This window comes from Bathymodiolus thermophilus thioautotrophic gill symbiont, assembly GCF_003711265.1.
In the GTDB taxonomy this organism is placed as follows: Bacteria; Pseudomonadota; Gammaproteobacteria; order PS1; family Pseudothioglobaceae; genus Thiodubiliella.
This window is the reverse complement of record NZ_CP024634.1, coordinates 773,695-787,209: the sequence shown is the minus strand read 5'-3', so window position 1 is coordinate 787,209 and position 13,515 is coordinate 773,695. Positions and strand designations below refer to the sequence as shown.

10 protein-coding genes are annotated in these 13,515 nt (G+C 39.6%); 4 read left to right on the top strand and 6 right to left on the bottom strand.

Going from position 1 to position 13,515, the window contains the following annotated elements; genetic code table 11:
* Window positions 1-2: 2 nt before the first annotated feature.
* Window positions 3-1,283, top strand: coding sequence for a chloride channel protein (locus tag MS2017_RS02760; protein WP_122951181.1), 1,281 nt, complete (start codon window positions 3-5; stop codon window positions 1,281-1,283).
* On the opposite strand, the gene hemJ is transcribed toward MS2017_RS02760, so the two are convergent.
* Entirely contained in the window at window positions 1,255-1,677 is a 423-nt protein-coding gene (gene hemJ / locus MS2017_RS02755) for a protoporphyrinogen oxidase HemJ (RefSeq protein ID WP_122951180.1), read from the bottom strand. The genes MS2017_RS02760 and hemJ overlap by 29 nt on opposite strands.
* A gap of 346 nt (window positions 1,678-2,023) precedes the next feature.
* Here hemJ and MS2017_RS02750 point away from each other — a divergent pair, with 346 nt between their 5' ends.
* Window positions 2,024-5,707 carry a DUF3683 domain-containing protein gene (locus MS2017_RS02750; protein ID WP_122951179.1) on the top strand — a complete coding sequence of 1,228 codons (3,684 nt, stop codon included), beginning with the start codon at window positions 2,024-2,026 and terminating at the stop codon, window positions 5,705-5,707.
* Here MS2017_RS02750 and MS2017_RS02745 read toward each other — a convergent pair.
* The 5 genes from MS2017_RS02745 to msrP are packed head-to-tail and all read right to left on the bottom strand — an operon-like array spanning window position 5,704 to window position 10,156.
* Window positions 5,704-6,042: a gamma-glutamylcyclotransferase family protein gene (locus tag MS2017_RS02745; RefSeq protein ID WP_071564827.1), complete on the bottom strand. Its 339-nt coding sequence runs from the start codon at window positions 6,040-6,042 to the stop codon at window positions 5,704-5,706. The genes MS2017_RS02750 and MS2017_RS02745 overlap by 4 nt on opposite strands.
* A complete protein-coding gene (locus tag MS2017_RS02740) occupies window positions 6,032-7,327 on the bottom strand; it encodes a M16 family metallopeptidase (RefSeq protein ID WP_122951178.1) in 1,296 nt (431 codons plus the stop codon). The genes MS2017_RS02745 and MS2017_RS02740 overlap by 11 nt, the downstream gene beginning before the upstream one ends.
* Window positions 7,328-8,635, bottom strand: coding sequence for a M16 family metallopeptidase (locus MS2017_RS02735; protein WP_076982510.1), 1,308 nt, complete (start codon window positions 8,633-8,635; stop codon window positions 7,328-7,330). It lies immediately after the preceding gene.
* Window positions 8,623-9,195 carry a protein-methionine-sulfoxide reductase heme-binding subunit MsrQ gene (locus tag MS2017_RS02730; RefSeq protein WP_122951177.1) on the bottom strand — a complete coding sequence of 191 codons (573 nt, stop codon included), beginning with the start codon at window positions 9,193-9,195 and terminating at the stop codon, window positions 8,623-8,625. Before MS2017_RS02730 ends, MS2017_RS02735 begins: the two co-directional genes overlap by 13 nt.
* A 7-nt stretch (window positions 9,196-9,202) precedes the next feature.
* Window positions 9,203-10,156 (bottom strand): protein-methionine-sulfoxide reductase catalytic subunit MsrP, encoded by a 954-nt coding sequence (gene msrP, locus MS2017_RS02725; protein WP_122951176.1) that lies wholly within the window; start codon window positions 10,154-10,156, stop codon window positions 9,203-9,205.
* A 382-nt stretch (window positions 10,157-10,538) separates the two neighbouring features.
* On the opposite strand from msrP, the gene MS2017_RS02720 reads away from it, so the two are divergent.
* Window positions 10,539-12,833, top strand: coding sequence for a cadherin repeat domain-containing protein (locus MS2017_RS02720; RefSeq protein ID WP_122951175.1), 2,295 nt, complete (start codon window positions 10,539-10,541; stop codon window positions 12,831-12,833).
* Window positions 12,834-13,285: 452 nt separating this feature from the next.
* Entirely contained in the window at window positions 13,286-13,477 is a 192-nt protein-coding gene (locus tag MS2017_RS11110) for a hypothetical protein (protein ID WP_164707584.1), read from the top strand.
* The last annotated feature ends 38 nt before the right edge of the window (window positions 13,478-13,515 follow it).

Genomic DNA, 13,515 nt, shown 5'->3' with positions numbered 1-13,515 from the left:
GTGTGAAAAAATACTTATCCTATCATTTCCCCAATGAATTAAAAGTTTATGCATCGTTGATATTGGCGAGTGTTTTGACGGTGATTGCGATTACTTTTTTCTTGCAAATTAGTGAGTATTCGCAGCATATTTTTAAAACATTAATTGCCAAACATCCAGCGTTGAGTTTTATTATTACGCCGATTACTTTTGTTGGTATTATTTATTTTGCAAAACAATATTGTCATTTTGTGCAGGGTAGTGGTATTCCACAATTAATTGCGGCAACGGATTCTCGTAACAAATCTATTCGTGAAAAATTGCTTTCATTTAGGGTGGCGGCGGGAAAAATAGGGCTTATATTTTTAACCATGTTAGGAGGTGCGCCGATTGGTATTGAGGGGCCGAGTATTCATATTGGAGGTTCTATTTTTTATGGATTTAATCGTTTTCTCAAACTTAATCGAAAATTTTTAATTCATGCGTTAATTGCTATTGGTGGTAGTGCAGGGTTGATTGTAGCGTTTAATACGCCGATTGCTGGCATACTATTTGCTTATGAAGAAATTGGCAGAAATCTAAAGAAGCAGGCGCTAATTTTAATTATGATGGTGGGTCTCTTGGTTTATTTTTTAGAGATTTTATATCATGGTAATCAGCCGTATTTGGGGGATTTTTCTTCGTATTCATTGGATTTAACTTTAATTTGGCAACTGCTACCTATGGCAATTGTTGTTGGTGTTTTGGGTGGGTTATTTTCTAGAATGACAATTTATTTCATTAACAAGTTGGTCGCAAACAATAAAACTCAAATATTGGTTATAGCATTGTGTTTGGGGATGATTATAGCACTGTTTAACTACTTTTCAAAAGGGCAAATTGCAGGCTCTGGACATACGGAAATCTTACAAATACTTAATCATCAGGCGCTGGGTTTAGACTTTGTGATAATGAAATTCTTTGCTGTTTTAACTTCTTTTGTCTCCACTATTCCAGGTGGGGTATTTATGCCAAGTATTTCCATTGGTGCGGGAATTGGGGCGGAAGTTGCTAATTTTTATACACAAATTGATATGCAAGTCGTTGTGATCATGGCGATGATTGGCTATTTAAGTGCGGTGATTAGAGCGCCACTTACTTCAACTTTTGTAATTCTTGAAATGACGATGGGTTTGCACTTGCTAATTCCAGGGTTGGTCGTTGCTTTTGCTGCTAATTTCATTTCCAAACAAATTTATCACCAACCTATTTACGAAGCATTGGCTGAAAAATTTTCTAAAAAGGCCTCACCACAACCAAAATAACAATGGCCACTAATAATAATACGGGAAATTCGTTAAACCAACGGTAAAAAATATGCGAATGCGTGTTTTTATCTTGCTTAAATGCAGTAAGTAAATGCCCACAATAAAAATGATAAACAATCAAGGGGATGACCAATGCCAATTTAGCATGTAACCAATATTGCGTTGCATAAAAGGCCCAACCGTCTATCACCATCCAAGCCCCTAATGCTGTTGCCAAAATAAAACTTGGCATCATAATGCCACGATAGAGTTTGCGCTCCATGATTTTAAAACGCTCAACACTTGTTTTATCGTTACTCATAGCGTGATAAACAAACAAACGAGGCAAATAAAACAATGCCGCAAACCAAGTGATGATACTAATAATATGAAATGCCTTTACCCACAACATAATAACCTCGAATAAAACAATAAACAGGTGTTATTATAGTGAGGCCTTTTGGGTAAATATGAATAATTATCAACAATCTACTTTTCACTTGCTTGGCGGTAATTGAATTTTGCCAATCACCCATATTTATACAAAGGTTTCATAGTGAGACTTTTGCATAAATATGAATAATCATCAACAATCCACTTTTCACCCACTTGGCAATTTTTTAAACCCAGCCTTAGCTCTGCTAGGACAAGGTTTAAGAAAATCACCAAGTGGGTAAAAATTGAATTTTACTAATCACCCATATTTATACAAAGGTCTCATAGTAAAATAATCCCACTTTAATCACTTCTATTCTCAATTGCAACAATATCGCGAAATTCCTTATAACTACACTTCATTCTCTGACAAAGAAATTGTGCGTCGTTTCCTAGGTGAGGCATCATGGGATTTGTTAAATCAATTACGAGAAAATCGCAATACTGGTCGGAGTGCTAAAATGTTATTCGAAGTGCTGGGTGATATGTGGGTAGTTAATCGTAACCCCTATTTACAAGAAGACTTAATCAAAAATAAACGCCGCTGGAAATCACTTACTGAGGCACTATATTATCGTCTGAATCAAATTCGCACACGCTCCGATGGCAATGAAAAAGTGCTTGAACTATTACGCAGTGCTGACCAAGCAGTAGATGACTTTAAAGCGTGTTTAAGTGAATTTCAAAGCAATCAAAATCGTATTAAAAAAGCACTGCTCAAAGTTACCCACAATAACAACATTCGTTTTGACGCCTTATCACGCGCTTCCCATGCAACTGATGCAACTGACTGGCGGGTTGAATATCCTGCGGTGGTCATTACACCAGATACTGAGTTTGAAATTGCCGCCATTATCAAAACTTGCATTAAACTGGGTTTAACCATTATCCCCAGAGGTGGTGGTACAGGCTATACCGGCGGTGCAATCCCTTTAAACGCACAAACTGCGGTGATTAATACTGAAAAACTCAGTTTTATTGACACGGTACAGTGCAACAACGGTATGCACAGCGTTAATGTTGGTGCAGGTGTGATTACCAAACGGGTTAGCGAAGTAGCAACAGCAAATAACTTGGTGTTTGCCGTTGATCCAACTTCACAAGATGCTTGCACGATTGGTGGCAATGTGGCCATGAATGCAGGGGGCAAAAAAGCACTCAGATGGGGAACAACGATTGACAATCTACTCTCTTGGAAAATGGTGATGCCCGATGGGGAGTGGCTGCAAGTGGTGCGTATTGACCACAATCAAGACAAGATTCAATTGTTAGACGAAGTGAGTTTTAACATTCACACATTAAAAGCCGACGCACAAACCATTATTGATACCAAAAGACTTGATATTAAATCTGCAAGTCTGCGTAAAAGTGGCTTGGGCAAAGATGTTACCAATAAATTCTTAGATGGATTACCGGGGGTTCAAAAAGAAGGTTGTGATGGCTTTATCACCTCTGCTGAATTTGTCCTCCACCAGCCACTCAAATATATTAACACACTTTGTTTGGAGTTTTTTGGCCACGATTTACAATTAGCAGTATCTAGCATTGTTGAGATCAAAGACAACATTGATACCAATACACAAGTTGATTTAGTAGGTATGGAACACCTCGATGCCCGCTACATTAAGGCCGTCAACTACACCACAAAAGCCAACCGTCCAGAACTCCCAAGAATGGTGCTATTAATTGATATTAGCGCTGAAAATGAAGCCTCTCTCTGCACTCAAATCGATACAATCATTACTTTAGCACAAGCCAGAGGAGGCGAGTGTTTTGTCGCCAAGTCATTAGAAAAACGCCAAACCTTTTGGCAAGATCGTGCTAACACCGCCGCCATTGCCGCTCATACCAATGCCTTTAAAATCAACGAAGATGTGGTCATCCCACTGGATAAACTTAGTGATTATAGCCATGGCATTGAACACATCAATATCCGCTTATCCATTAAAAACAAACTTGCCACATTGGATGCAATTAAAGCCTACTTTCAAGGTATTAACCCAGAATCCACTTTGGTAAAAGACAAAATTACCTTGGCCTTGTGCTTGCTGAATAAAGTCAATTTTGAGTGGCAAGATGCCTTGGCAAGTTTGGCACAAGATTCTGGCTTTAAAGCCTTACAAACAGGCGAGCGTGTGATTTCTTATGTGAATGATTTTGCCCAACCTTTAAACGATTTACTAATGGGTGATATATTTATCAATGTGCGCAAGGAAGTTAGCGCCATTCATAGCGAATACCGAGAAATTCGTTTATTTGTCGCCACCCACATGCACGCTGGTGATGGCAATGTGCATACCAATATTCCTGTGCATTCTCATCATACAAAAATGCTGCAACAAGCGGAAGCAGTGGTGGATGAAATTATGATTTTAGCCGAGCAACTTGGTGGGGTTATTTCAGGTGAACACGGTATTGGACTCACTAAATACCAATATTTATCAGCTGAATTCAAACAAGAATTTGTCAATTACAAAAATAAAATTGACCCCAACGGACATTTTAACAAAGGCAAATTGATGCCGAACAGTGGCTTGGAAAATGCCTTTACCCCTTCACTACAATTGGTTGAACAGGAGGCGTTGATTTTAGAAAGTAGTGAAATTGGCGAAATTAATGACATGGTAAAATCCTGCCTTCGTTGTGGCAAATGCAAAGATGTCTGTACCACCCATGTCCCAGAGGCCAATTTACTCTACTCACCGCGTGATAAAATCATCGGTACCAACCTTATCTCCGAAGCCTTTCTTTACGAAGAGCAAACGCGTCGTGGCGTGTCAATTGACCATTTTGATGAATTGAACGATGTGGCAGACCATTGCACCATTTGCCATCGTTGCGAGAAACCTTGTCCTGTGAATATTGATTTTGGCGATGTTTCTATTAAGATGAAAAATATCTTGGTAAAACAAAAACAAAGACACACCAATATCGCCTCTAAAGCGTCTATTGCTTATCTCAATATGACTCAGCCATGGAAAATTAACCTCACCAAAAAACTCCTGATTGACTTTAGTTACAAAGCACAAAATATCACTTCAAAACTAAGTCAATCATTCTTAAAAAAACAGCCCGATAAAACCGTGGGCAAGCCCAGCCCTTTTACAGAATTGGTAACAATTTTAGACAAACCCCTGCCAACTGACACATCAGCAGCACCACTAAGAAGCCTACTCAATATTAATGATGCAGGCAGTATTCCCATTCTAGCGCACCCTGAAAAATCCACTACTGACTCACCCAGCGTATTTTATTTCCCTGGTTGTGGCTCAGAACGCCTATATTCCAATATCGGTTTAGCAACCATTGCACTGTTATATCATCAGGGTGTAAAAGTCGTGTTGCCACCCAGTTATTTATGCTGTGGCTACCCACAAAAATCTAGTGGCTACGAGCAAAAAGCCAACGCTATGGCAACTGACAACCGTGTCCTATTTCATCGCATGGCAAACACGCTCAATTATCTTGATATCACACACATACTAACCTCTTGTGGCACCTGCATTGACCAGTTAATGACTTATGAATTGGGCGGTATTTTTAAAAATTCTCGCCTAACTGACATTCACGAATACTTGTTAGAAAACAAGGTAACACTTGATAATACTGGCGAACAATATCTCTATCATGCCCCCTGCCATGACCCAATTAAGTCAAAAGATTCAAGCACTGTCATCTCTGAAATTATGAACTCAGATGTTATTAGCAACGACCGTTGCTGTGGCGAAGCAGGCACTTTTGCAGTTGCCCGTCCCGATATTGCCAAACAGGTGAAATTTCGCAAGGAAACTGAAATAAAAAAAGATTTAGCAACGCTATCATCAACCGACAAGCCAATCAAAATGCTTACCACCTGCCCTGCTTGTCGACAAGGTTTGTCGCGTTATAGCGATTCAACAGGTGTTGAACCAATTTACCCAATAGAGTTAATCGCTGAACAACAACTGGGTAAAAATTGGCAAAAAGACTTTGTTAAGTCTGTGCATATTGAAAAAGTATTACTTTAAGCCGCTACATACGCCCAAGCGGGTGTGCCTGATGCCATTTTTCCTAATACCCGTTGATAATCGGCAACTTCATATTGATCGGATTGTGCCAATTCTTCGGCACTGATTTCAAACACTTTGCCTGATATGCGCTCAGATTGACTAACAACTGCAATTGGATGATATGCTTCACGACTCAGTGCAACAACTTTTTGATCTTGAATGGCAATCTTTGCTAATTTATAACCCAATAATTGGTCGTCATACCCTGTAAGTTCACGCCCAAAAGTTTCAATTTGCACAGAGGTGTCTTGCAAAGTGCCATAAGAAAACAACAAAATAGTATTACTCTGCATTTGCACCTCCTACACTCAAAATAATAAGTTTGTCGGTGTCAATCAAACGCTTAAAGGCACTTTGCACATCTTGCGCACTAATGTCTTTAATTTTGTCGGTAAGACTGCTTAAAAAATCTAAAGGTAAGTCGTAAAAACTGATAATAGACAGATAAATCAAAATATTAGCATTACTGGCAGTTTTCAGGGCGAAGCCACCGATGATATTGTCCTTAGCATCTTGCAGTTGTTGTGGACTCACGGCTTTATTGACAAAGTTTTTTAAAGTAGCAAGAGCAGTCGCTTTTGCTTCCTCAGCTTGGGTATTTTTGGTTTGTAGTTTTAATAAGAAATAGCCATTAGAGGTCATTTTGCTAAAATAACTATAAGCCGAATAAGCCAAGCCTTTTTTCTCCCTAATTTCATCACTTAAAATGGAAACCAACCCACTGCCACCAAATATATGATTACCCAAATATAGAGCATAATAATCAGGATGAGAACGGCTAATACCCACTTGTCCAATGAGTAAATGCGTCTGTTTTGAAGGGAAATCTATGTGAATTTCTTGCGCTTGATTAAGTGGCTTAACAAGCGGATTAAGTTCGGCTTTTTTACCCATGTTCAAACCATGTGAAAGTTGGCGTGCAATCTGCTTGGCTCTCGCCCTACTGACATCGCCCACCAAAGAAATGGTCAAGTTTTTGGCAACGAAAAACTGCTGATAATGGCGCTTTAAATCGTCTAGACTAATCGCTTCAATCGTTGCTGGCGTACCAATTTTACTGTGAGCATAAGGGTGTTTGCCAAACACTGCCTGAGCAAAGGCTATCGAGGCTACGCTGTCTGGAGATTGTTTGTTGGCTTTAATAGATTGCAAGGTTTGGCGTTTCTCACGACTTAAATATTGTTGTTGAAAATTCGGTTGAGCAACAACTTCGGTAAAAATATTAAGTGCCTCTCTTAAAACCGATTCCCTTGACAGTGTACGCAACGATAAGATTGACATATCTTTTAATGATCTCTTGCCAAATTGCGCACCCACAGACTCAAAAGCGCTAATAATTTGCTCTTCATTGCGATTTTGGGTAGCCGTACCTAACAAACTGCTGGTTAGAGCGGCCAAACCATATTGCGCACCTTCTCTGCTACTGGCAGCATCAAAATTAAGATCAATATCTAACATTGGCAACCCTTGAGTTTGCACAAACAACACTTTTGCACCCTCAGGCGTTGTCCAATGCTGGATATTTAATTGGGCATAAATGTTGCTTGAAAACAACAAAAGTAAAAGTAAGATTTTCATCTAATCTCCTTGTGGAATAAGTACCACCGAATTGGCAGCAGAAAAATGCAAATATTGTTTGGCAACCTGAGCAATATCCTCAGCACTCACGACACGCATTTTATCCACATAGGAAAATAGCGTTTCGATACCCAGACCCACGGTTGCCAGCATACCCAAATAATAAGATTGGGTACCTATATGGTCTTGCTCAAATACAAAATTGGCTTCAAGTTGTATTTTAGTACGCAATAATTCCGCTTCAATCACCGTAGGTTTTTTAATCAATTCAGCAACCTGTGTTTTGATAGCAGATAACACCACTTCATCACTCACCCCTTTTGCAGGGATAAAACTCAGTGTTAATAAAGTATCGTATTTGTCATACAGCCCATAACCCACGCCAATACTAGAAGCAATTTGTTGCTCTCTAACCAATGTTTTGGACAACCCGTTATCCAGCACAAATGCCAACATATTCAAGGCATAGGCTCTGTGTTTATCCGTTGCAGTTTTAAGACTTGGGACAGGAAATGACAGTATGGAAAAAGGCAGTTCCGCTTTCAGTTTTAACACATGGGATTGCCCCGTTTGTGTAATAGATGGATTGTCAATATTGTCAATATTTGCACTGCTCTTATACGCACCAAAATATTGCCGTGCCAAGGCAATTACTTCCTCTGCATCAACATCACCAACGACCACCAAAGTTGCATTATTCGGTGCGTAATAAGTCTCATACCAGGTGCGTAAATCACTTAATTTATAGCCTTCTATATCTTCTTGAAATCCGATAACTGGCGCATGATAAGCACCTTTTTTAGCAAAAGAAATCAAATTCAGGTGTTCAGCCACTTTGGCATTTGGGTTGTCTTCAATGCGCAATCGACGCTCTTCAATCACCACTTTTCGTTCTTTTTCAAACTCATCACTAGACAATTGCAAATGGCGCATTCTATCCGCCTCCATCTTCAGAGCCAACGCCAATTTTGACTTGTGCATTGTCTGATAATAAGCCGTATAATCTTTGGAAGTAAAAGCATTCTCACGCCCACCATTACGCGCAATAATCTTGGAAAAATCTCCCGTTTTGTAGTCACTTGTTCCCTTAAACATCATGTGTTCCAACATATGCGACACCCCTGTTAATGGTCGCTTTTCATTACTGGAGCCTACTTTATACCAAAGTTGAGAAATAAACACAGGTGCACGCTTGTCAGTTTTGACAATAATGTTTAAACCATTTTTTAATGTCACTTGACTAACGCCTTCCAGTGCCCAAACTTGAGCAACATATAGACCAATAAATACTACAATTATTTTAACCATTTTTTCCAATCCACCCTAAAACTAAGTAATAACAAGACAATCAAAGTATAAATCATCGGCTCAATATCCATTGATGATTTTGCCTGCCAATAAAAATGTATGGCAATCAATATCGCAATCAAATAAATACTTTTGTGTAATTTTTTCCAGCGCTTTCCAAGTCGCTGCATCATTTTATTGGTCGAAGTTATTGCCAACAAAAATAACAATATAAAAGCCAAGAAACCAATCGTCACATAAGGTCGCTTCACAATATCCTCAACAATAAGCACGCCACTAAACTCTTGACTGATTAAAAAAATACCCAAATGCAAACACGCATAAAAAAAACTAAACACCCCAATCATACGGCGATATTTAATAATTGAAAAAGGCAAAATTTGATTCAACGGCGTAACCAACAAACTCAACAACAAAAATCTAAACGCCCATTGCCCCGTTGGATTGGTAATCTCTTCAACTGGGTCAATTAAATGACCCAAAAATACATCTGCCACAAGCACCAAAAAAGGGCTTAAAAGCAACACAAACAACACAGGCTTTTGCCAAGAAAAATTCATACAAATATTAAAAGTTTTTAGTCAAATCTAGCCCTGTATACAAATGTGCCACCTCGTCACCATAGCCATTAAACATCTCAGTTTTGCGCTTTTCTGGCGAGAAAAAACTGCCCCGACCAATAACCCGTTCACGCGCCTGAGACCAGCGTGGATGATCCACATTTGGATTAACATTGGCATAAAATCCATACTCACTAGCCGCCTGATCTTGCCAAGTGTTAATCGGTGCCGTCTCTTGAAAATGAATGGAAACAATCGACTTAATATTTTTAAACCCATACTTCCACGGTACCACCAAACGCAACGGCGCACCATTTTGATTAGGCAAAGTTTTACCATACAAGCCAACCGCCAAAAAACTCAAGGGATTCATCGCCTCAGCAATCGTCAATCCCTCAGTATAAGGCCAATCCAGCGTTGGGCGTTTTTGCCACGGCATCTGCGTTTTGTCCAACAAAGTTTTAAACACCACATACTTTGCCTTTGAAGTAGGCTGAAAAGTTTTCAACACACTCGCCAACGACACCCCCACCCAAGGAATAACCATTGACCAAGCCTCCACACAACGAAAACGATAAATACGCTCCTGCAATTGATAAGGCGCAATAAAGTCCTCCAAATCATACACCCCTCGCTTAACACACTCACCCGAAACCTCAATATGCCAAGGCGCAGGCTTCAAAGTATGTGCATTTTTTGCCGGATCACGCTTCCCCGTGCCAAATTCATAAAAGTTGTTGTAATTACTAATTTCCTTATAAGTATGCGGCACCAGTCCCTTGCCATAATCAGTCGCCACTATTTTGTCAAACAAGCCTCCACCCTGCACGCCTTCCGCCAAACTCGGCAAACTACCAAACGCTGCCAAACCCACACCCAAACCCACACTTTTTTTAATAAAAGTGCGTCGATTAAGATAATCCGCCTCATTCGTTACACAATACTCAGGAATTTTTTTCATTCACACCATTCTCTCTCAACATAAGTCGCTTATTATACGCTGTCAAATTTATGCAAGTTTTTACCTTGATAAAATAAAAAAACAGTGCGTTTTCTTCTTATGAACACCTTCAAGGGATTTAGGAGCGTTATAAAATAGTGCATTTTTTAGCCAAAAATGAGGAGAATAACCCGCTATTTGATGAATTTTTAGATGAAAAAAGTGCTACTTTATACTTCTCATAAATTGTATTGGGTTTTGGAGGTGTCTTCTATGTAAAAGATTATACAGGTGTTCGGTTTATGGCATAATTTAACAGTTGCAAACCTATGCCACTTTACATTCACCATTACTTAGAAACAACACAGAAAATAACCATTAATTATCAGTTAGGAGTTTCATTATGAATATATTTAATCGCTTTATTATTGCCGCTTTATTGGTTTTGTTTGCTTCACAGGTGTTTGCAACACTTAACCCTAATCCTGCTACCAAAGAGTTTCATGTAAGTCTTATTAATAATACCTTTGAAATCATTACAGCATACTCAAGGAGTGATGAAGTTATTGCTATTTCTGGTAACAATAGAATAATACGAGCAACCTGTGTACTAAGTTCACCCGCTGAACAAAGTAGTGAATTTACCCATGCACAAAACCATTGTACAGACACTATCTCTAGTTTTATCCCATCTATCTTGGCTGCAGGCGACGAGGTTAATGTAATGTTTCGATCAGGTGAAAACTTTGAGGGTTACACACTCTGTGTTGACGGCAATTGCATAGCCGGTCTCACCATCACCTCCACCAACACATTCCCCGCCAATGAAAAAGCAGCAAGCACCACCCACACCCTCACCGCCAACGACCCCGCCGCCACTTTCAGCATTACAGAAAACACCAGCGGCTTCTTCAGCCTCAGTGGCACCAACAACGCAACCCTAACCTTCAACGGCACCACCACCAATTACGAAAGCACCACAAAATCCTACACCGTCAAAATCAAAGCCACCACTGGAGATGGCAACGATAAAAACACCATCCAAACCATCACCGTTACCCTTAATGACCTCAACGACGAAACCCCCACCGCTATCACCCTCACAGGCAACCGCACCATCGTTGAAAACACTGCCGCTGGCACTGAGTTAGGCACCCTCTCTGCCACTGATGCCGATACTAACAATGCCTTTACCTATGCCAGTAGTAACACCACTAATTTTGAAATTACCACAGGTACCGACAAACTCAAACTCAAAAGCAGCCCCAACTATGAAGCCTTGCCTGCAGATAACAAAACCCTTAGCACTAGCATTACCGTAACCGACGGCAACGGTCACAGTTTTAACAAAATCTTCAACTTCACAGTTAGCGATATAGACGACACCGCCCCCACCAACATTGTCCTTAGCAAATCCACCATTACCTCTAACGCCCTTGCTGATACGATCATAGGCACCTTGTCTGCCACCGACACAGACACAACAAGTAACTTAATCTATAATATTATCGGTACCAACGACAATTTTGAAATTATTGGCAATAAGCTAAAACTCAAAACAGCAGCCAGTAACATTACCTTTCCAATCACCATCACCATTACTGCCAGCGACGGCACCCTTACCTCTGCACAACAAAACTTTACAATCACCAAAACCACCATTAACCTTAACATTGCTCCAGTCATCAATCAATTCATCGTTACTCAAGGTGAGAAGGAAGGTCGTATAATTAGCCAATATGGTGGAGAGGTTAAGATTCATGCCTTAGTAGACACACAGACTTACGAGTGGAGTAGCACTGATATTAATATTAATAATGGTGCAAGCGCAACGCTGACCTTTGACCCCGGAACGATAACCACATTCGGCACTATAACCATTAAATTAAAAGCCACAACTGGAGAGCACACATCAGAAAGAACCTTACTACTCAAATTAATTGAAAAGAGTAAAGATGTTAAGGGTGATAGCGATGGTGATGGCATCCCCGATGAAAAAGACATTAACAATGCTGGCAATAAAATCCAAGCAGGCGAAGGTGAAAACAAAGGTAAAGCCATCACCAGCAAAGGAAATACTAGAATATTATTAGGTACGCTTGCTCTAGGCAAAAATTCCACATTTTTAACCCTTGATCAAATGAAAGAATATGTAACAACCAGTAATCTACCTGACAAAACCAAAGACACACTAACGACTGGTGCTATTTATGACTATGTCGTTGAAGGCTTAAGCACCACAGGCACTTCTGAAGTGATTATCGAACTCACCACGGCAATCCCTAAAGATGCAGAGTTGCGCAAATATTCGTTAGTCAATGGCTGGTCTGCTTTTGTGAATAATAATGACAATACAATTAAATCCAAAATCAGCACAACTTGCACCGATGATAACTGGCAAACTGGGTTAATCACAGGTGCAACTTGCCTTAAACTAACCATCAAAGACGGCGGTGAAAACGATACCGATGGTCAACAAACCGACAACACGGGTGATGTTAATGGTGTGGTTGCAAGTACTATTTCAATAGCAAAACCTATTGTTAATGATGGTAGCAGTAGTAACAATAGTAGTGGCAGTGGTGGTGGTTGTGTTTACAACCCTAATGCATCTGCCAGATTTGATATAGGTTTTATTTTATTAATGACATTGAGTGTTTATTATTTAATCAGAAGAAGGCGCCGATTTTCTTATTAAACAAATAAATCAAGTAAAAATACTGACAAAAAATCCCTGTGAAAATAGGGTGGGTTACAAATCCGGCTTTATCTAAAACAGCATGAGAATAAAGGGCTTACATAAAGAACACCTCCAAAAAAACCCAATACAATTGATGAAAAGTATAAAACAGCACCTTTTTCATCCAAAAATTCATCAAATAGCGGGCTATTCCCCTAATTTTTGACTAAAAACGCACTATTTTCTAACTTCCCTAAATCGCACTGGGGTTTTTGGAGGTACCCTGAATATAAACAAGAATAATAGTTTTACTCAAAATTTCACACAGAACTAATTATCACAAGTGGAAAAGGGTTTGCAACCCTCCCTCGCCCCATTTCACAAATCCCATTCACCTCGCCAAAAAATACACCGCACTAACAATAAAAAAAGCCCCACAAGTCCCAATTTTATGGAATAATTCCTGACTTATGAACACACTACATTGTTATAATAGCACTGCATCGTACCGCACCGCAAATTTAGCAATATTTGGGCTTGATTCAAGCCAAATGACTTCTTATTTCTCCACCCTAACTACTTGCCTCGTTAACCGAGGTTTTTTTGTTTCCATTACCTTTATTACAATCATTGAAAAAAATTTATATTTTTGGCGCTTATGACAGGGCACTCTCATTCGCTATTACTTAGAAACAACAGA